General features: G+C 62.2%; 14 protein-coding genes. All 14 read right to left on the bottom strand.

What is annotated here, in order from left to right; translation table 11 throughout:
* Nucleotides 1-47: 47 nt before the first annotated feature.
* On the bottom strand, nucleotides 48-1,460 hold the full coding sequence (locus ACA057_RS12965; RefSeq protein ID WP_497348882.1) for an aldehyde dehydrogenase family protein: 1,413 nt from the start codon (nucleotides 1,458-1,460) through the stop codon (nucleotides 48-50).
* Nucleotides 1,453-2,643, bottom strand: a complete 1,191-nt coding sequence (locus tag ACA057_RS12960) for a pyridoxal phosphate-dependent aminotransferase (protein WP_497348880.1) — start codon at nucleotides 2,641-2,643, stop codon at nucleotides 1,453-1,455. The genes ACA057_RS12965 and ACA057_RS12960 overlap by 8 nt, the downstream gene beginning before the upstream one ends.
* 24 nt (nucleotides 2,644-2,667) lie before the next feature.
* A complete protein-coding gene (locus ACA057_RS12955) occupies nucleotides 2,668-4,275 on the bottom strand; it encodes a 5-guanidino-2-oxopentanoate decarboxylase (protein WP_497348878.1) in 1,608 nt (535 codons plus the stop codon).
* A 10-nt stretch (nucleotides 4,276-4,285) separates the two neighbouring features.
* On the bottom strand, nucleotides 4,286-6,385 hold the full coding sequence (locus ACA057_RS12950; RefSeq protein WP_497348876.1) for an acetate--CoA ligase family protein: 2,100 nt from the start codon (nucleotides 6,383-6,385) through the stop codon (nucleotides 4,286-4,288).
* An 18-nt stretch (nucleotides 6,386-6,403) separates the two neighbouring features.
* The gene (locus ACA057_RS12945) at nucleotides 6,404-7,564 is read right to left on the bottom strand and encodes an acyl-CoA dehydrogenase family protein (RefSeq protein WP_497348874.1); all 1,161 of its coding nucleotides are present in this window, start codon (nucleotides 7,562-7,564) and stop codon (nucleotides 6,404-6,406) included.
* A gap of 42 nt (nucleotides 7,565-7,606) precedes the next feature.
* A complete protein-coding gene (locus ACA057_RS12940) occupies nucleotides 7,607-8,398 on the bottom strand; it encodes an enoyl-CoA hydratase/isomerase family protein (RefSeq protein WP_497348872.1) in 792 nt (263 codons plus the stop codon).
* Nucleotides 8,399-8,761: 363 nt separating this feature from the next.
* A complete protein-coding gene (locus tag ACA057_RS12935) occupies nucleotides 8,762-10,168 on the bottom strand; it encodes an amino acid permease (protein ID WP_497348870.1) in 1,407 nt (468 codons plus the stop codon).
* A gap of 195 nt (nucleotides 10,169-10,363) precedes the next feature.
* Entirely contained in the window at nucleotides 10,364-12,622 is a 2,259-nt protein-coding gene (locus ACA057_RS12930) for an ATP-binding protein (protein WP_497348868.1), read from the bottom strand.
* On the bottom strand, nucleotides 12,619-13,392 hold the full coding sequence (locus ACA057_RS12925) for a substrate-binding periplasmic protein (protein ID WP_497348866.1): 774 nt from the start codon (nucleotides 13,390-13,392) through the stop codon (nucleotides 12,619-12,621). Before ACA057_RS12925 ends, ACA057_RS12930 begins: the two co-directional genes overlap by 4 nt.
* The gene (locus tag ACA057_RS12920) at nucleotides 13,392-14,108 is read right to left on the bottom strand and encodes a response regulator (protein WP_497348864.1); all 717 of its coding nucleotides are present in this window, start codon (nucleotides 14,106-14,108) and stop codon (nucleotides 13,392-13,394) included. The genes ACA057_RS12925 and ACA057_RS12920 overlap by 1 nt, the downstream gene beginning before the upstream one ends.
* A gap of 92 nt (nucleotides 14,109-14,200) precedes the next feature.
* Nucleotides 14,201-14,848 (bottom strand): TetR family transcriptional regulator C-terminal domain-containing protein, encoded by a 648-nt coding sequence (locus ACA057_RS12915; protein ID WP_497348862.1) that lies wholly within the window; start codon nucleotides 14,846-14,848, stop codon nucleotides 14,201-14,203.
* A 213-nt stretch (nucleotides 14,849-15,061) separates the two neighbouring features.
* The gene (locus ACA057_RS12910; protein WP_497348860.1) at nucleotides 15,062-15,850 is read right to left on the bottom strand and encodes a class II aldolase/adducin family protein; all 789 of its coding nucleotides are present in this window, start codon (nucleotides 15,848-15,850) and stop codon (nucleotides 15,062-15,064) included.
* Nucleotides 15,851-15,919: 69 nt separating this feature from the next.
* Nucleotides 15,920-16,168, bottom strand: coding sequence for a hypothetical protein (locus tag ACA057_RS12905; protein ID WP_497348858.1), 249 nt, complete (start codon nucleotides 16,166-16,168; stop codon nucleotides 15,920-15,922).
* A 234-nt stretch (nucleotides 16,169-16,402) separates the two neighbouring features.
* Entirely contained in the window at nucleotides 16,403-19,210 is a 2,808-nt protein-coding gene (locus ACA057_RS12900) for a multicopper oxidase domain-containing protein (RefSeq protein WP_497348856.1), read from the bottom strand.
* Nucleotides 19,211-19,858: the final 648 nt, after the last annotated feature.

The raw sequence follows: 19,858 nt of genomic DNA, 5'->3' as shown, positions 1-19,858 counted from the left end.
GACACCGGGCCATGGCCCGGTGCGAACATCCCTTGAATCGTTGCCTGTCACACCTGGATCGCCTTCACTTCGACGAATTCGTTAAGGCCCTCTTCTCCCCATTCACGCCCGTTGCCGGATTGTTTGTAGCCGCCGAACGGCGCCTGATAGTTGAACGCCGCGCCGTTGAGGAAGCACTGGCCCGCGCGTAGTTGGCGACCCAGTTGCAAGGCACGCTCGGTGCTGCCGGCCCACACGCCGCTGGACAGACCGAATGGCGAGTCGTTGGCGATCTCGATGGCCTGCGCCTCGTCGGCATAAGGAATCAGGCACAGCACCGGGCCGAAGATTTCTTCCTGGGCGATGCGCATGCGGTTATCGACGTCGGCGAACAGCGTCGGGCTGACGTAGTAACCACGCTCCAGGCCCGGCGCCGCATCGCCGCCGCACAACAGGCGTGCGTCCTCCTGGCCGAGCTTGATGTAGTCGAGCACGGTGCGTCGTTGCCCTGCAGAGCACATCGGGCCCAGGAAGCTTTGCGGATCGAGCGGATCGCCCATGCGCAGGCTTAGGGTTTCCTCCAGGGCAATGTCCAGCGCTTCGGCGTAGCGGCTGGCGGGCAGCAGCATGCGCGTCAGTGCGGTGCAGGTCTGGCCGGAGTTGATCATCACGTCCTGTACGCCGTAGCGCACCGCCGCCTCCAGGTCGGCATCCTCGGCGATCAGCAGCGCCGACTTGCCGCCCAGTTCCAGGCACACCCGCTTCACCGAGGGCGCCGCTGCTTGCGCAACCCGCACGCCGGCGCCTGTGGAACCGGTGAACGACACCATGTCCACGTCCGGGTGGCTGGCCAGCGCTTCGCCGACCTTCGAACCCGGTCCGCTGACCAGGTTGAACACCCCGGCCGGCAGGCCGATGTCCTCGATCATCTGCGCCAGCAGAAATGCGTGCAGCGGGGTTTCCTGACTCGGCTTGACCACCACCGTGCAACCGGCGGCCAGTGCCGGTGCGAGCTTGCCGATCAACTGGTGCAGCGGGTAATTCCACGGGTTGATGAACGCGCAAACGCCCACCGCCTCGCGGATCACCCGCGAGTTGCCGACCTCGCGCACTTCATCCATCACACCGGCGAGTTCGACGTACTGCTCCAGGCCCACGATCGGACCGTCGACTTGCACCGAACGGCACCACTGCACCGGCATGCCCAGTTCAGTGGTGATCACCGCGGCCATTTCGTCGGCGCGGGCCCGCAGTTGATCGGCCAGCGCGCGGATGTACCCGGCGCGCACGCTGGATGGCGTACGCGACCACGCTGCAAAAGCCTTGCGCGCCGCCGCCACAGCGTTGTCGACATCGCGCTCATCGCCCAGCGGCACGCTGCCGGCGACTTCTTCGGTGGCCGGGTTGATCACCTCGGCGATGCCCTGCCCCGACGGGATTTGCCAGCGTCCATCAATAAACAGCGCCTTGTGATTAAGCATCAACCTGAGCCTCCATCAGTTCTTGAGCACAACGGGCAATGCGCTGGCAGGCATCGCGCAACGGCGCGGCGTCCACCACCAACCCGAGGCGAATATGACCGGCAGCGCTCGGGCCGAAGGCTTCACCGGCCAACACCGAAACGCCGTGCCGATCGAGCAAGCGATTGGCGAACGCCTGGGCGCTGAGCCCGGTTTCGCGAATGTCGACCATCACGAACATGCCGCCATCGGGCTTCAACGCACGCACGCCGGGGCAATCGGCCAGGCTGTCGCAGACCAGGTCTCGGCGTTGGCGATAGGCTTCGCGCATCGCCTCGAGTTCCGGTAGCTGACTTTCCAGCGCCACCACGGCGGCGTCCTGAATGAAGTCCGGTGAGCCGTAAAGCATGCACAGCGCCAGGTTTTCCAGGTGCGCGGACAGCGAAGGCGGCGCCACCACCCAACCCACGCGCCAACCGGTCATGGCGTGGGACTTCGACAGGCTGTTGAGCGTCGCGGTGCGCTCGGCCATGCCCGGCAAGCTGGCCGGACTGACGTGTTCGCCTTCAAACAGCAATTCGCTGTAGACCTCATCGGAAATCAGCCACAGATCGTGGGCGATGCACAGTTCGGCCAAGGCTTCCCACGTACGCCGTGGCAGGCTTGCACCCGACGGGTTGTGCGGGCTGTTGAGTGCCAGCGCACGGGTGCGCGGGGTGATGCGCGCGGTGACGTCTTCCGGCAACACCCGGAAGCCGTTTTCCGAACGCACCGGCACCGGCACCACCACCGCGCCGCAGGCACCGAACACCGCTTCGTAGGTGACGTACATCGGTTCGGCGACGATCACTTCATCGCCCGGATTGAGGACGCATTGAGCCACGCTGAACAGCGCGCATTGCGCGCCGGCCAGCACCGTGACCTCCGCCGCCGACACGGGTTGGCCGCTGCGTTGCCGGTGCCGTTTGGCGATGGCCTCACGCAAGGCGCGCTTGCCGCGCACCTCGGCGTAATGGGTGTTGCCGGCCAACAGGCTGTCGATGGCGCCCTGCACGATGGGCAGCGGCGTGTCGAAATCCGGATCGCCCACCGACAGCAACAGGATGTCTTTGCCCTGCTCGCGCAGTGCCAGAGCACGGTAGTGAATGTCCCACGCGGCGGCGCCGTCGCCGGCGATGCGTTGAGTCAGATCGGAAAAGCGCATGGCTTCATCCCCTTGAAATACAGATCAGTGCGCGCAGGCATGCTTGAGTTCGATCAGGGTCACGCCGTTGCGCTTGAAGCCGTGGCGCAAGTCGGTCTGCAACTCGGCCAGGCTTTGCGGCTGAGTCACGGTGCAGCCGAACGCGCGGCCAAGGGCTGCGAAGTCAGGGTTGCGCGGCAGCACGCCGATCGGCTCAATGTCCAGGCCGATCATGTCGTCGCGAATCTGCCCCAGGGCGTCGTTGTTCCACAGCAATACCACCAGCGGGCTGTCCAGTTCTTCGACCGCTGTCGCCAGTTCCTGCGCGGTGTAGAGGAAGCCGCCATCACCGACCAGCACCAGGCCCGGCCGTTGCGGCGCGCCGAACTTGGCGCCAATGCCGGCCGGCAAGCCGTAACCCAATGTGCCGTAGCCGGTCGGGTGCAACCAGCTGCGTGGCGCCAGGGAGTTGAAGGCGTAGTTGCCGGTGTAGGCCAGCTGCGTCATATCGGTGCTGATGAAGGCGTCGGCCGGCAGTTCGGCGGCAATGCGCTGCAGAATCGCCTGATGGATCGACTGCAACGGTCCATGGCCGGCCTGAATCGCTTCACGCAGTGCGGCCACTTTGGCGATGGCGGCGCTGGCGTCACGGATATCCGGCGACAGGCGTTCCAGTAAGGCACTGAGGGTCTGTTGCGCATCACCGTGCAACGCCACTGCGCAGGGATAGAAGTCGTTGAACTTGCGTGGATCGATGTCCACTCGCAGCAGTTCCGCGTTGAGTGGCAGGCGCTCGCGCCAGAAATCGGTGTCGGCCATTTCCGTGCCGACCGCCAGTACCACGTCGGCCTCGGCGATCAGGTTCCAGCCCGGTTCCACGCACAGCGACGATCCGGCATTCAGCGGTGCATCCGGCGGCAGCAAGCCTTTGCCGGCGACGCTGGTGAACAGGGGCGCGGCCAGGCGAGTGCTGATTGCTTGCAACTCTGTCACTGCATTCAGCGCCCCGCCGCCGGCGATGATCATCGGCCGTTTGGCGCCTTGCAATTTGGCCACGGCTTCATCCAGCGCAGTGGCCGCTGGCGTGCCACGACCCGGACGACGCACCACATCGTTGCTCCAGTCGCGGGCCACCGGTGCCGACAACACGTCCAGCGGCACCGAGATGTGCACCGGGCGCGGACGCTCGCTGTCGAACACCGCGTAGGCGCGAGCGATCAGTTCCGGCAGGTCTTCAGCGGTCAGGGCCACGGCGGAGAACGCGGTGATCGGCGCGGTCATCGCGCGTTGATCCTGACACTCGTGCAGGCTGCCCCAGCCCTTGCCGAGGCTGGCGCTGTGGTTGACGCTGGAAATCACCAGCATCGGAATCGAGTCGGCGTAGGCCTGGCCGATGCCAGTGGCGGCGTTGGTCACGCCGGGGCCGGTGATGATGAAGCATACGCCGGGTTTGCCACTGACCCGCGCATAGCCGTCAGCCATGAAACTGGCGCCCTGCTCATGCCGGGTCAGCACGTGGCGAATCCCGCTGCCGGGCAAGCCGCGATACAGTTCAAGGGTGTGCACGCCGGGAATGCCGAATACGGTGTCGACGCCGTAGTTGGCCAGCAGACGCACCAGCGCCTGGCCACCGGTCAAGGTTTTGCTTTGCATGTTCAGCTCCTCACGCATGGCCAAGGCGAATCAACGCATCGACCGCAGTCGTGCCATCGGCGCCGACCAACAATGGGTTCACATCGAGTTCGAGCAGTTGCGCGACGTTTTCGCAGGCGTAATCGGCCACGGCACGGATCGCCGCCACCAACGCGTCCAGGTCCGCCGCTTCGCGACCGCGAAAACCTTGCAGCAACGGCGCGCTGCGCAGGCTCAGCAAAGCCTGGCGAATCGCGCCGTCGGTGGTCGGCAGCAACAGGCTGCGACTGTCCTTGAGCAACTCCACCAGAATGCCGCCGGCGCCCATCACCAGGGCCAGGCCGAAATCGTTTTCACGCTTGATGCCGACGATCAGCTCGGCCAACGGCGGCTTGGCCATCGGCTCCAGCAGCAGTTGCTCGAAGGCCACGTCCGGCGCGTAGGCGGCGATGCTCGCGCGCATTTTTTCCAGCGCTGCGCTCAGGGCCGCATCGTCCTTGAGGTTGAGCGCCACGGCGCCGGCCTCGGTCTTGTGCGGCAGTTTCGCACTGACGGCTTTGAGCACCAGCGGATAGCCCAGCGCTTGTGCGTCTTTCAATGCGTTTTCTGGCGTACTCAAGACGCCGTTGGGCGTTGGCAGGCCAAACACGCGCAGGGCCTGTTTGGACTCCCATTCGTTGAGCAACCGGCCTTCACCTTCCAGCGCTTGCGGGCACAACGGCACCAGCGCCGATTCACCCAAGGCCAGCAAGTCCTGGCGATTGCGCTGATAACCGGCGATGCGACCCCAGGCGGCCAAACCGTCTTCGACCCCTTGCAAGGCCGCGACACCTTGTTGATGCAAACGCTCGCGAGCATGCGCCGGCAGCAGCTCGGGAAATGCCGATGTGACAAAACCGGTCTTGCCATGGAGCGCCAGCGCGTTGCAATACAGGTCCAGCAGCAGGTCGCATTCCTTGCGCTCGCCGGTGAATTCCGAGGGGTAATCGAGTACCAACATTGCCGCATCGGCTTCGGTGCGCAGGGCGCTGTCGAGCATGCGGATCAGCGCTTCGCCATCGCCCCAGATCGCCGTGGTGAAATCCAGCGGGTTGACCAGATTGGCGTAGGTTGGCAACACCTGCGCCAGCTCATCGACCTGGCCAGCGTCGAGCGTCGGCAACGCCAGTTCATTGCGTTCGGCGTAGTCAGCGATCAACCCGGCATCACCGCCGGAACAGGCCAGCGCAATCAGACTGTTGCCCGCCGGCAGGACGCCGCACGCCGCGGCTTTCAGGGTTTCGACAAAACTCACCGGACCGCTGACGCGGATCACTCCGAGTCGGGCAAACAAGGCGTCGTACAGCGCATCGGAACCGGACAGTGAACTGGTGTGACTCAGGGCCAATTCGGCACCGATCTGCGACACGCCGGTTTTCAGGGCAATGATCGGAATGCCCTTCTCCAGTGCCTTGTGCGCGGCGCGGGCGAAACCCGGCACGTTGTTCAAGCCTTCGAGGTGCAGGCCGATGGCGGTGACCCGCGGTTCATCGAGCAGGACGTCGAGCAATTCGGCCACGCCCAACTGCGCCTGATTGCCGACCGAGGCCATGTAGGCGATCGGCAGCGAGCGGTCGCTCATCGACAGGTTGTAGGCAAAGTTGCCGCTCTGGGTCAGCACCGCCACGCCCTTCTCCACCGCTTTGCCGCCATGGGCCACCGGCCACAGCGCGCAGCTGTGCAGGTAGTCGAGCAGTCCGTAGCAGTTGGGGCCGAGCAACGCCATGTCGCCGGCGGCTTCGAGCAGTTGCCGTTGCAGGGCCTGGCCTTCGGCGCCGGTTTCGGCAAAACCGGAGGCGTAGCAAATCGCGCCGCCGGTGCCGATGGCGGCCAGTTCGGCGACGGCGGTCAGGGTCAGGTCGCGGTTGGTCGCGATGAACACCGCGTCCGGCCCGCACGGCAGTTCGGCAATGCTGCGCACACACGGCACGCCTTCGAGGCTGTCGTGCTGCGGATTGATCAGCCACATGTGCCCGGGGTAGCCGCCCTCGGCGCAGCGCTTGAGGGCGCGGGCCATGCTGCGGCCACCGACGAACGCGACGTGCCGGGGTGCGAGCATGCGTTTAAGGTTGTCACGAAGGGTCTGGGACATAGCAATTCTCCGCGCCGATCAGCGCAGCAGTGGCCGCAGCAGTTCGCGGGAAATGATGTGGCGCTGGATTTCCGACGTGCCTTCCCAGATCCGTTCGATTCGCGCGTTGCGCCAGATGCGTTCCACCGGACCTTCGTCCATCAGGCCCATACCACCAAAAATCTGCACCGCTTCGTCGGCCGCGCGGCCCAGCACTTCGCTGGCAAACAGCTTGGCCATGCCGGCCTCGCCATCGGTCATGGTGCCCTGGTCCATCTTCCAGGCGGTGTGCAGGGTCAGCAGTTCGGCGGCGCGAATTTGCGTGGCCATGTCCGCCAACTTGAACGACACCCCTTGGTAACTACCGATCGGCTGGCCGAACTGTTTGCGGTCCGCCGCCCATTGCAGCGACAGGTCGAGTGCCCGTTGCGCCTGACCGACGCAGTTGGCCGCGACCATCACGCGCCCGGCGGTCAGCCAGGCGTTGGCCACGTCCCAGCCCTTGCCGACTTCGCCGAGCACTTTGGACGCCGGCACGCGGCAATCGTCGAAGAACATCTCGAAGGTGTGGTAACCCCGGTTGCTCACGCACTTGGGCCCCCGGCGGATGGTCATGCCCGGGGTGTTGCGGTCGACCAGGAATGAGGTCACGGCGTTGCGTTTTTTGCCGTTGTGCTCGTAGGTGTCAGTCACCGCAAAGACGATGGCGAAATCGGCGTGGCCGGCGTGGCTGATGAAGTGCTTGCTGCCGTTGAGGACAAAGTCGTCACCGTCACGCACCGCGCGTGTCTTGATCGCGTTGGCATCGGACCCGGCGCCCGGCTCGGTCAGCGCGAAGCAGTCGATCTTTTCGCCCTGGATGCACGGCAACAGGTAGTCGTCGATCTGGTCGCCGGTGCAGGCCATGAGGATTTTCGACGGCCGCGCGACAAATACGTGCAGCGCCCAGGAGACCTTGGACAGCTCACGCTCGATCAGCGCCTGTGACAGGTAATCCAGGCCACCACCACCGACCTCTTCCGGCATGTTGAAGGCGTAGAAACCGGCGGCAATCGCCTTGCCGCGAATCTGTGCCGCCAGTTCCGGCGAGACTTCGTCGGCGCGATCGACTCCATCTTCATAGGGCAGCAGTTCCTTCTCGACGAAGCTGCGTACCGAGTCCACCAACATTTCTTGTTCTTGGGTCAGTTGGAAATTCATGCTGCTACCTGTTGTTCGTGTGCTGATAGAAGGTGCGAAGACTTAGCGACCGATGAAGCGTGCCGGGCGTTTTTCCATGGCCGCGCGCAGGGCTTCGTTGCCGTCTTCGCTGCGACCGCACAACAGGCCGGCGGCGAGTTCCGCTTGCAGTTGTTCGGGCAGGCTGCGGTTGGCGCCTTCGCGCATGAGCTTTTTGGTCTGGGCAAAGGCCAATGTCGGCCCGCTGGCCAGGCGTGCGGCGAGCTCACTGGCGACACTTTGCAGTTGATCGTCGGCGCAAACGTCACTGATCAGGCCCGCGGTCAGCGCACGGTCGGCGCCCCACAATTCGTCGAGGAACAACAGGCGCTTGGCTTGCTCGACGCCGATCAGGCGTGGCAGATGCCAACTGGCGCCGGCATCCGGCGAGTAGGCCATGCTGGTGTAGCCGGCCTTGAACCGCGCCGATTGCCCGGCGATGCGCAGGTCGCAACACAGGGTCAGGTCCATCCCCGCGCCGACGGCGGTGCCGTTGATGGCGGCGATGGTGGGTTTTTCCAGGCTGTACAAACGGCTCATCAGGGCGTGGGCGGTTTCGGTCCAGCCGTAGCTTTCCAGCGCGCCACGGGCTTCGGCGGCGGCCCATTCGTCGAGGTCGGCGCCGGCACAGAAGCTGCGGCCGCTGCCGGTCAGGACCACAACGCGGACCGCAGGATCGGCGTTGAAACCGTCGAGCAAGGCGTGGAGATTTTTCAGCGTCGGGATGTCCAGCGCGTTGCGTTGGGCGGTGCGATTAAGGGTGATCCAGGCAACGCCTGCTTCGACCTGACTGAGCAGAGAATCATGAGTAGTCATGCGAGTCCTCGAATTATTGTGTTTGGCGTGAGGTGTTGCGACTTGAGGCCATACTAAACGAGTGTTCAGTAAGGCGGCAATCGGCGATGGAATGCGCTGTAACAGACTTTAAATCTTATTAAGTTGTTGTTTTATATTGATTATTTGTCGGGAGGCGATCGTGGGGCGGTGGCGCTGTTACAACTTCGAACAACTGGCTACACCGCTGCAATCTCAGGGACACCGCTTCCACAGAGCCTTCGCCATGAAATCAATGTGGGAGCGAGCCTGCTCGCGATAGCGGTATCACATTCAACATGTCTGCTGACTGATCCACCGCCATCGCGAGCAGGCTCGCTCCCACAGTTTTTTTACCGCTTGAACTTAAGACAGGCTCGGTGCCAGCACCGCCTCGCGCTTGCGATGGAACACAAAGTACGCGCCATAGCACAACGCGATGAACCCGAAGCCCCAATACAGTGACGGCCGCTGGGTTTCATCCAGCGCCAGGAACACGAACAACGAGCAGCACAGCGTGATGCACATCAGCGGCAACACCGGGAACCAGGGGGCGCGGTATTTCAGGTCGCTGAGTTTGCCGCCGTCGCGCAGGTAGGCCTTGCGAAACTTGTACTGCGCCAGCGCGATGACGATCCAGGTCACGGTGCCGGACATCCCGCTCACCGCCATCAGCACCATGAACAAGGTGTCGGCCGCGACGAAACTGGTCATCAGCGACACCAGCGCAAAGCACAAGGTGATGCTCAGGGCGCGTAACGGCACGCCGCGCTTGCTCAGGGGCGAGAGGCTTTTCGGTGCCATGCCGGTTTTCGACATCGCCCACAGGATGCGGGTCGAGGCGTACAAACCGGAGTTGCCCACCGACAGAATGGCCGTGAGGATCACGAAGTTCATCAGATCAGCGGCGAACGGAATGCCGACCATGTCGAACACCTGCACGAACGGGCTTTCCATCAGTCCCGCCTGCTGCCACGGCACGATGGCCGACAGCACAATGATCGCCAGCACGTAGAAAATCAGCACGCGGAACACCACGTTGCGCACGGCACGCGGGATGCTTTTTTCCGGTTGATCGGTTTCGCCGGCAGCCACGCCCATAATCTCGCAGCCCTGGAAGGCGTAGACCACGGTCATCATCACCGCGAACACCGCCGACAGGCCGTTGGGGAACAAAGAGTCGCCGATCAGGTTGGTCGCCATCGGCGCGGGCGCGCCACTGGTCAGCGGGATCGCGCCGAAGATCACCAGCACACCGACGACGATGAAGCCGAGGATCGCCGCGACCTTGATCCCGGAAAACCAGTATTCCGCCTCGCCGAACGCGCGAGTTGCCAAGGCATTGATGCCGAACAGCACCACCACGAACAGCGCCGACCAGTACCAGATCGGTATCGCCGGGAACCAGCGGGTCATCAGCATGCCGGCGGCGGTGAACTCCAGGCCCACGGTGGTGGCCCAGCTCATCCAGTACACCCAGCCGATCATGAAGCCGGTGGCCGGTCCGATGAATTGGGTGGCGTGAGTCTGGAACGAACCGGACACCGGCATCTGCACCGACAGTTCGCCGAGGCAAACCATCACCAGGTACATCAGGAAACCAGCGACGAGGTACGCCAGAATCGCTCCCACCGGCCCGCCCTGGTTGATGGTCACGCCGGAGCCCATAAAGAGACCGGTGCCGATTACGCCGCCCAGCGACAGCATGAAAATGTGCCGGCTCTTCAGGGCGCGGGTCAGTTGGATGCCTTTGCGGTCGATGTTATCGCTCATGTCGGCACCTCAGCAGTCAGTGAGGTGCGCAGCGCATGGCGCAGGGAAGGATCAGCTTTACGGCCATTCATTATTATTATCTCCAATAAGCTTCGAAGACCGCGCTGCGGCGGTTGCGTCGATTATTGGAAAGCCATGTAAGGTCACGTTGTACGTAAAGATCAAAGATGTAAAAAGTCGTAACAAACTTGTGCGTCAGGGCTGTATCAAGACATCCAACGCCGCTTGCGAGCGCTGCAATTGCTCATCCACCGACGCTGCCAGAGTGCGTATCGCCGCCTCGTCACTGGCCAGCGCGGCGGCTTCGAGCCGTCGCAAAACGTTGGCCAAGGCCCTGAACCCCAGGGAATCGCCGCTGCCCGCCAGGCGATGGGCCAAGTGGGCGACCTCGGTGCAATCGTCCGCCGCGATGGCTTCGCTCAACGCCTCACGATGTTGCAGGATCGAATCGCGCAGCACCGCGAGCAGGCCCTGAACTTTCTGTTCACCAAGCAAGGTGCGATGGGTGTGCAGCAACGGCCAGTCCATCTCGTCATCCATCGCCGGCTCGGGGATCGGCGCTTGCCCCGCCAGTGCCTGACGCAAATGATCCAGCTTCAGTGGCTTGCCCAGAACGCCGTCCATGCCGGCCTCCAGATAACGACGCACCAGCGCCGGCTGCACGCTGGCGGTGAGGGCGAAGATGCGGGTCTGGCGGTTCGGCCCCGGATGGTTGCGGATCAACCTGCACAGCTCGTCGCCACTCAGGCCCGGCAGATGAACGTCCAGCAGAATCAGATCGAACGCCTGCCCGGCACACTGTGCCAACGCCTGTTGCGCCTCCTCGGCCAACCACACCTGGTGGCCGTCCCGTTGCAGCAGGCCCTCGACCACTTCGCGGTTCAGCGCAACATCCTCGACCACCAGCACCTTCAACGCGGGCCCCATCACCGCAACGGGTGCGACGGCCGTCACACCGGTCGCGGGCCGCAACGTCAGCTCGAACCAGAAGCAACTGCCGCGTCCGACTTCACTGCTGACGCCGATGCAGCCGCCCATGTGCTCGACCAGATGTTTACAGATCGCCAACCCCAACCCGGTGCCGCCAAAACGCTGCGCCACTTCTTCACTGGCCTGGGTAAAACGCTCGAAAATCTTCGCCTGCATCAGCGGCGCGATGCCGATGCCGTTGTCAGTCACACTGATCCGCAGGTGTTGCCCGCTCTGCCCTCCGGGCTGTGCGAGGCACGTCACCTCGACACTGACCTCCCCGCCCTCGGTGAACTTGATCGCATTGGCCAGCAGGTTGCTCAACACCTGTCGCAGGAATTGTTCGGCGCCATGGTGAAGTTCGGCTACCCGTTGATCGACCCGACAATGCAGGAGCGTGTCGTTGGCCAGGGCCTTCGGTTCCAGCAAGGTCAGCACTTCGTCCAGCAGGTGGCGAATAGCAAAATCCACCGGTTCGGGCAGGCTTGCGCCCTCTTCCAGTTTGGCGAAATACAGCACTTCATTGAGGATGGTCAGCAAGCCCTCGCCCGCCTTGTGCAGCGCATCCAGACGTTTGCCGTCGCGCTCGTCGAGGCTGGCGCCACGCAGCAATTCCGCCATGCCGAGAATGCCGTTGAGCGGCGTGCGCAATTCGTGGCTCATGGTCGCCAGGAATCGTGACTTGGCCTGGTTGGCCGCCTCGGCTTCATCCTTGGCGCGCATCAGGCTGGCCGTGCGGCGCTCGACCATGCGCAGCAGTTCATCGCGATTGTCCTGCAACGCCAGGCGATCGGTTTCACGCCGATCAATGTCGCTGAGGATCGCCCGGCGCATGTCGTCGAGGGCGTGAGCCACGGTGTCGATTTCATCAGCTTGCGCGCTGCGCCGCTTGTCCAGGCGCAAGGGCTCGTGCCATTCACCGGCGGCGATACGCCGGGCAAATTCAGCCATGATTTGCAGATGACGCGTGACCAAGCGGTAAAACAGTCCGGACAACGCCACCGCCAGCCCACACAGGAACACCCCCATCCACAACAGACTGGTCAAGCCGCTGGCAATCAGGCGCTGATACACCGCGCCCAGATCGGTACTGACCTCCAGCTCACCGAGGTGTCGCAACGGGCCGGACGGCGGCTGATAAGCCAGGGCAAAACGCTCGACCCGCAACGGCCCGACCGGGTCCGGATTGCCTTGCACCAGGTCGTAGTCCGGCCCCGTCAAGTGCACCCGCGCCACGTCGGAGAAATCCACCAGACCGCGCAATTGCACGTTCAACTGTTCCTGGTTCAGGTCCCACAGGCTGCGCTCCAGGCTGGCCAGATAGCCGGCGCGGATCAGTTCCATGCGCGAGTCGATGTCACGCATTTCCCGGCGGTATTCGATGTACAACTGCACGGTGCTGGCGAGCACGGTGAAACACAGGCTGAACAGCAGAATGAACAGCAGCAGACGCCGCAACAGCCCACCGGGACGGGCGCGGATCATTGCTCGTTCGCCGGCAGGTTGATCATGTCGCGGTAGGTGACTTCGCTTTCATTGAGCAGGCGCTCGATATCGCCGGCATCGACCATGCGCTGCAATTGCGCATTGATCTGCGCCATGCTGCTGGCCAACGGCGAGCGGCGCGACACCGCGACCCGCAAATAGTCGACGCTCAGGGCGGTGGGCAGGGCCACGATGTCTTGCGCTCCGGCCAGGTTCTCGATGTACAACTGGCCGGTGCGGCGTTCCTGAGTGATGAAATCAATGCGTCCGCGAATCAGCTTGCCGAAGTTCTGGCGGCTGTCGGAGACCCATTCAATGTTGTTGTTTTGCGCGACCATGCGATCGAATTCCACACCGTAACTCTCGCCGAACAGCAATCCGCCATGGTAACGGGCCAGGTCTTGCAGGCGTTCGAACTGCACTGGATGTTGGCGATTGATAAACAATGCAACCTCTTCGCGCAGCACCGGCACCGTGGAAAACAGCATGCTCTGCTCCCGTTGCACGGTGCTGTACGCGAGCACCACATCGACCCGGCCTTCAGCGGCGTCGAGCAGGCAACGCTTCCAGTTGCCCAGCACCACGATGTCGACCTCGTAGCCCAGTTCGCCGAACAGTTTATTCACCACGCTCGGTGCGAGGCCACGCACCTGTTTGCCGTCGCTCCAGGAAATCGGCGGGTACACCGGGTAATCGCAATAGCGCACCTTGTCGGCGGCCATCGTCTGCCCCGTGATCAGCACGAGCAGCAGCCACAACAGTCGCCGCATCACGCCGCGAGGCTGGCCGTGAACAGGTAACCGGCGCCGTGAATGGTGATGATCAACTGCGGTTCGGCGGGATCGTCGTGCAACTTGCGGCGCAAGCGGCCCACCAGCACATCGATGGAGCGATCGTTGGGCACCCATTCGCGGTTGCGAATCTGGTCCATCAATTGGTCGCGGCTCAGGGTGTGGCCGCTGTTGCGCAGGAACACGCTGAGCAACTGGTATTCGCCGTGGGTCAGCAGGGTTTCACTGCCGGCCGGATCGATCAGGCGTCGGCGGTCGGTGTCCAGCGCCCAATCAGCGAACTGTTTGACCGGCCGGGAAACGGCGGCCACCGGTTGCGGCGTCTGTGCGTGGCGCACCCGGCGAATCAGGTTTTTCGCCCGCGAGACCAGTTCGCGGGGATTGAGCGGTTTGATCACATAGTCATCGGCGCCGCATTCGAGACCGACGATGCGATCGATTTCATCGTTGCGCCCGGTGATCAGGATGATCCCGACTTCCGAACGCACCCGCAGTTCGCGGGTCAGGGTCAGGCCGTCCTTGCCCGGCAAACGGATATCGAGCATGACCAGGTCCACGGCCTGGCTGGCCAGAAAGGTTTCGGCCAGTTCCGCCGTGGCGGCGCAATGCACCTCATAGCCTTCCTGGGACAGGTAGGCGTGCAACAGTTCGCGAATCAGCGGATCGTCATCGACGATCAGTACCCGAGGAGTCATTGCTGGGTGTCCTGCACGGGCCCGAAGGCTTGTTTCTTATTAGAGTGTTTTGCTGCGTCAGCGGCAGAGAGTAGCCACTGTTGAACAGGCGATCAACAGCTGCTCGTCTGCACGCAAAAGCGCTGGCGACCGCCGGCCTGCAAACCGTCGACCCAGGCCTCGCAAATCTGCATGCCCTGTTCCGGGGTGAAGGTGCCGGGGTTCAGGCCCAACTCCAGCCACAAACCGTCAAGCAAAGCGCTCAGGCTGATGGCGGCGAGATCGGCGTCGAAGTGTTCCCAGCCCTCCTCCTGCGCCAGTTCCGTCAGCACTTTGCGCAAGATGCCGCGGTACTCGCCGTAGGAATGGTCGTGCGCCTGGTTGATCGCCTCGGCGGTCTTCACCGCGCCCCAGAACGCCAGCCAGGCGTCAATCAGCTGCGGATCGAGCAATTCGGCGGAGAATGAACCACGAAAAAACGCCGACAAACGCTCGCGGGCATTGGGCGCCGCTTGCTCCATGGCGTCGCGCAGCAAGGTCATGACCCGCCCGGTGATCGCCATGTAAGCTTCGGCCACCAGTTCATCCTTGCCGGAATAGTGGTGGCTGATCAGCCCCACGGAAACCCCGGCCTCGGCGGAAATCTTGCGAATAGACGCCCCTTGAAAGCCGTGACGCTTGAGGCACACCAGCGTCGCCTCGATCAGATTGGCCTTGCGCAACTCCGGTTCCATGCGGGAAAAACGGGCTTCCTGATTCATCGGCGACACGCTCCTGGATTCAACATAGGGGCTCGCGTTTTGCGGGCGAGCTGAACGACTGTACAGCAAGAGGGTTGCCGATCTCCAGTCTTGCAAGGCCGAAGAACAGAGGTGCCTGCATCGCGAGCAGGCTCGCTCCCACTTTTGATCCCGGCTCCCTGTGGGAACGGGCTTGCCCGCGATGACGTCCGTTCATTCAGCACCTGACGCAGCTCAGTTCCGATACCCCGGCGCCACCCGTTCCAGCAACCGCAGCAAGGCCGCCCAAGCCAGTTGCATCGCATCCGGATCACTCAGCTCACCCTCATCCAGCGGCCGCCCAGGATCATTGAACTGCCGTTCGGTGTGCTCGCAGATCTCGGCCGGCGGTAGCACCACCTCCCCGGCGGCCTGTGCCGCCAACTGGATTTCGCACGCTTTCTCAAGGTAATACATGCGCAAAAACGCCTGGCTCACGGTTTCACCCACCGTCAGCAGACCATGATTGCGCAGCATCAACACCGGTTTGTCGCCGAGGTCGTGCACCAATCGCTGCTGCTCGCTCATGTCCAGCGCTACGCCTTCGTAATCGTGGTAAGCCACACGACCGTAGAACTCCATGGAAATCTGGTTCACCGGCAACAATCCGCACTTCAACGCGGCGACCGCACAACCGGATTTGGTATGAGTGTGCAGCACGCAATGCGCATCTTCACGGGCCCCGTGAATCGCGCTGTGAATCACGAACCCCGCCGGGTTCACCGGGAACGGTGACGGCTCGACCGCGTGGCCATTGAGGTCGATCTTCACCAGGTTGGACGCAGTGATTTCATCGAACATCAGCCCGTAAGGATTGATCAGGAAGTGATGCTCCGGCCCCGGCAGACGCACCGAGATGTGGGTGAAGATCAAGTCGGTCATGCGAAAGTGCGCAACCAGGCGATAACACGCCGCCAGTTCCTCACGCAGCCTTTGTTCGTTGGCGCTGCGCGTGTCAGGCAGGTGGGTGGCGATCTCATTCATTGTTGTGGCTCTCCAGGCTGATCGGCTGGAGCAGACAGTACGACTGGACACGCACGGTCGTCCAGCCACTCAGTGATAATCCGCTCCTGCCACCGCACGCAAATAGGCATGATCTGCCTTGACGCGAAGGTCTCGCCACTCCTCCCAATCCACGATCCTCTGCCGATCCATTTCATCCGCCTGCCGGATCAGTTCCTCGTGATAGGCATCCGGGCAATCCATACGCAGGGAGACGTTTTCGAGCGCACGGTGCCACAGATCCAGAGCACGAAGTCTTCGCTCTTGAGCCAGCGTCAGGACGTTCTTGAATGAGTTCATGGCCGTACGGAATCCTGAAGGCATTTCTAGATGGATCAGGCAGCTTCGTGACAGGTTCATGAGTACCGACAGGAGGGCGTTACCCTCGCCGATACCGGATAAGGTGTTTGTCGAGGGTTCTAAAAGGGTAACGACGCAGTTACTCGAACGTGCCAAGGAATCGCCCTCACATAAGGTGCATGCCCAGGGCGCGGGAGCGCGACATTAGCAACTTCATGTCGGCTCCCTCGCGGTTCATGGTTTGACCACCACTTGGGGGCCGTAGCCGTCGCCAGTGCGGAAGGTTGGCAGCGCGGCGGAGTTCACGTAGCGCACACCATCCCAACTCGGCAGCGGTGTCGGCATCAGTTGGAATTGCCCGGGTTTTTCAACGTCCCAACGCAGCAGCATGGAGTTGTCCTCATGCTGAGTGTTGTGACAGTGCTCCATGTATGTCCCGGCGAACTCGCGGAAGTGAATCGCGATCTCGACGCTGTCCAGGCCATCCTTTTCCGGGCCAATGCGGTACACGTCCTTGCGGGCCCATTTTTCCCATTCCGGTGGCAGCTTGCCGCCGCGGCTGAGGATGATCCCCTCCTCGAAATGCACATGCACCGGGTGGCTCCAGCCCTCGCCGCCGAGCTTGATGTTCCACACTTCCAGGGTGCCGAAACCGGCGACACCGGCATCGGTGGGGCCACTGGCCAATTTGGTCGCAGTGTTCAAACGCCGTGGGTCCATGCTGAAGCCGAACCCGCCATCGGTCTTGACCGTCCACGGTGCTTCATCGGTGCCATCGGAACGGCCGAAGGTGAACGTGCGGTGACGGGCTTTGGCCAGCAGCGCCTTGTCGGCGGTGTTGTCGCGATGAATCTTCAACGGGAGCATCACCAGGCCTTCAGCCTTGCCCGGTTTGGCCGGTTCATAAGCCGCCGGGTCCATGGCCAGGTCCTGACCGGTGTAGGCCTTGACGTTGAATTGCAAGACCTTGCCTACCGCCGGATCACCGTTTTCCCACTTCGGCCCCTTGCTGGTTTGCTTGAGAATCGCCTTGTATTTCTCGGACAGCACGTCAGCCAGGGAGGCGGGTTCTTCCGGACCCTTGCCGTCTTCGTGCACCAGCAGGTTGACGAAGAACAGCTTGTCGCCTGGCTTGATCCCGTTTTTCGAGAAGTTGACGATGATGTCGAAACGCTCGGCGATGCCCAGGGTTGGCAGGATCGCGTTGTGGTTCTGTTTATCGCCGTCGGCATCCAGGTCCATGCTGCCGTCGAACGGCACGCTGTGCTCCATGATGTTGCCGTCATTGGCAATCATGTGAAACGGCACGCGAGCAAACGACACGCCCGACCCGGCAGGCCCTTGGAACTCGCCGCTGGTGCCCTTGATCTCCCGCACCAGCGCCAGTTTGAAGTAGCGCGACACTGAGCCATTGAGCATGCGGAAGCGATAGCTGCGGGCGCGCACGTCCAGAGTCGGTTTCCACTTCCAGTTGACCAGCACCTGGTCACCGAGGAAGCCGTCAGTGTTGAAGGGGTTGAACCACAGTTGACCGTTTTTATCCCACGCCTTGTCGGCAAACATCAGGTTGACGTCGTAGTCGCGGTTACCCCAGGGCAAGGCGCTGCCACTGGGCAGGCGCAGGTTGACGCCGTCATTCACCGATTCATTGCCGCGGTCCAGGGCGCTGTAGTAGTTCATCATTGCCGCGTTGCCCTTGTAGACGTTCTGCGCGGTGAAATCGAGCATGTGGTCGTGAAACCAGTGGGTGCTCATGGTTTCGCGCCAGTCGCCGCGGATCTTGATCATGCCGTTGTCACAGGTCTTGCGGCTGGGGGTGAGGTCGTTGGTCCAAAGGGTTTCGCCCGGCGAGCACGGAAAAGCTGCACGTGGGTCCTCAGCCTTGGTGTTGATGCTGTCGTAGCCGGCCAACTGGATCGGCCAGCGATAGTCGTAAAATTGCCCCGGGAAGAAAAACGCATTGGCATAACCGTCGCTTTCCGCCGGTACGTGACCGTTGTGTTCATGGGTACTGATGGTGTGCAGACCAAACCCCATGTTCGCCGACGGGTCGATCGGCAAGCCGTTGTAATGACGCATCAACACGGGTTGCCCGTAACGCACCATGAGCAATTTGGGCGGCAAGGTGCCGTCGAAGGTCCACACCGAGTTGTGATTCTGCACCGGCATTTTCGGGTGGAAACGTGGATCGACGCCCTTGGCGGTGCCATTCGTGACCGGGACACCGGCCACGTTGTGATAGAGACCGCCGGGGCCGAACTCACCCACTGCATAGCGATGCATCTGACGACTGTCACGCCAACCACTGTTGAGCCTGGCCCCGGTTTGCACGGTTTTGTAGGCCACTTGCGGGTAGAACTCGTTCCAGCGCTGGTGCGACCAGCCCTTTCCTGGCGGACGGCCTTCCGCCGACGAGCCGATACGGCGATTGAGGAAAAATTCGATCTGCTTCTGCCAAGGGTTGCGGTCGACCACGTTGGAGTACTGACTCGGGAACGGGGTCAAGCCCGGTTGGCGCAAGAATGCATCGAGTGCGGTGCTGGATGGCGCGCTGCGGGCCGCACTGGTGGGATCTTGTTGTGGCATCGGGCCAATGGCGGCCGGTGGAAACGGCAAGAGTGCCGCCGGGGTGGCGGGGTCGAGTTTTTCCGGACCGAATTCTTCGAACAGCACCAGTTGCTGAGTGAACGGCAGCGCACCGTACAGTGGGCTGGGTTTCCCGTTAGTAGGGTAATTGAAACTGGTCTGCACCGCCGGCGGCAGGATGTTTTCCTGGCGCGTGGTGTCTTTGCTGCCTTTGACGCCAGCCGGCAGGTCGAAGGAATCCAGGTTAGCCGGAGGCATGGTCAAAATGGCGTTCAAGGCGCCTGCTTTGTCAGCCGGTTCATCGTAGTAAGCCGAGGGGTCGGAAGGTTCTGGCTGTCGCTCGTCATCGATAGGGCTGGCACGCAGCGGGGCGTTGCCCAGCGTCATTGTCAGAAGAACGCTCAGCGGCGTCAGGAGGCCGAACCATTTGAAGGGGTACCGCGTTTTTCTGTCCATTACCAGCCGCCTCGAAGTAGTGAAGGGGGTAATGGGGCTGGTGCAAGGACCTCGCCAAACTTGTCACTTTTTTTACGAAAGTACGGATACTGAATAAACAATGGCGCATCAGCATTACTGTGCCGCGACCGGGGAAAACGGCTGGGGAATGACACCCGCTAACGGGGAAAGTTCACACCCGTTTCAGGGCCCCCAACTGCACGACAGACGCACACTCTCGGTCTCTGCTTGACGGCAAACCGCTGTGCTTTTTTCATGCCTTCGTCACCCACATTTGGGGGTAATGGTTGGGACGCCGCGATGCAGCACTTCAATTAAACAACCCGCGAAGCAGATCACTGTCCCGTAAACGGCCCTGTCAAACTTTGGAAAAAGTAGAGCGATTGGAGTACTTCAACTTTAAGGTCCAACCGGAAGAACCAGCCTCCACTTCCCACCTGAAGTTATCGGTAATATCGCTCTACCCTCGCGCCGATAAATCCCCCCATAAACGGGTTGTATTACCCGCATTCTATTGCAACTTTTTTGATGAAGAACGGGCCACAGAATCAGGCTGCCCCGCCGGCGGGGGTTTATAAGCTGTTGAATTTTTTGGCATAGAGAATGCTCTGTGTTCACTAGCGCATTCGTTGAGAGTTTGAAGCTGTT

The sequence above is a fragment of the Pseudomonas sp. LBUM1661 genome (genome assembly GCF_059695925.1).
Note: the sequence above shows the minus strand (reverse complement) of the source record. Positions and strands in the feature narration are given on the sequence as shown.

Bases quoted from the DNA above. Each gene is read 5' to 3' on its own strand.
- ACA057_RS12965 (WP_497348882.1), bottom strand. From the start codon at position 1,460: ATGCTTAATCACAAGGCGCTGTTTATTGATGGACGCTGGCAAATCCCG.
- ACA057_RS12960 (WP_497348880.1), bottom strand. From the start codon at position 2,643: ATGCGCTTTTCCGATCTGACTCAACGCATCGCCGGCGACGGCGCCGCC.
- ACA057_RS12955 (WP_497348878.1), bottom strand. From the start codon at position 4,275: ATGCAAAGCAAAACCTTGACCGGTGGCCAGGCGCTGGTGCGTCTGCTG.
- ACA057_RS12950 (WP_497348876.1), bottom strand. From the start codon at position 6,385: ATGTCCCAGACCCTTCGTGACAACCTTAAACGCATGCTCGCACCCCGG.
- ACA057_RS12945 (WP_497348874.1), bottom strand. From the start codon at position 7,564: ATGAATTTCCAACTGACCCAAGAACAAGAAATGTTGGTGGACTCGGTA.
- ACA057_RS12940 (WP_497348872.1), bottom strand. From the start codon at position 8,398: ATGACTACTCATGATTCTCTGCTCAGTCAGGTCGAAGCAGGCGTTGCC.
- ACA057_RS12935 (WP_497348870.1), bottom strand. From the start codon at position 10,168: ATGAGCGATAACATCGACCGCAAAGGCATCCAACTGACCCGCGCCCTG.
- ACA057_RS12930 (WP_497348868.1), bottom strand. From the start codon at position 12,622: ATGATCCGCGCCCGTCCCGGTGGGCTGTTGCGGCGTCTGCTGCTGTTC.
- ACA057_RS12925 (WP_497348866.1), bottom strand. From the start codon at position 13,392: ATGCGGCGACTGTTGTGGCTGCTGCTCGTGCTGATCACGGGGCAGACG.
- ACA057_RS12920 (WP_497348864.1), bottom strand. From the start codon at position 14,108: ATGACTCCTCGGGTACTGATCGTCGATGACGATCCGCTGATTCGCGAA.
- ACA057_RS12915 (WP_497348862.1), bottom strand. From the start codon at position 14,848: ATGAATCAGGAAGCCCGTTTTTCCCGCATGGAACCGGAGTTGCGCAAG.
- ACA057_RS12910 (WP_497348860.1), bottom strand. From the start codon at position 15,850: ATGAATGAGATCGCCACCCACCTGCCTGACACGCGCAGCGCCAACGAA.
- ACA057_RS12905 (WP_497348858.1), bottom strand. From the start codon at position 16,168: ATGAACTCATTCAAGAACGTCCTGACGCTGGCTCAAGAGCGAAGACTT.
- ACA057_RS12900 (WP_497348856.1), bottom strand. From the start codon at position 19,210: ATGGACAGAAAAACGCGGTACCCCTTCAAATGGTTCGGCCTCCTGACG.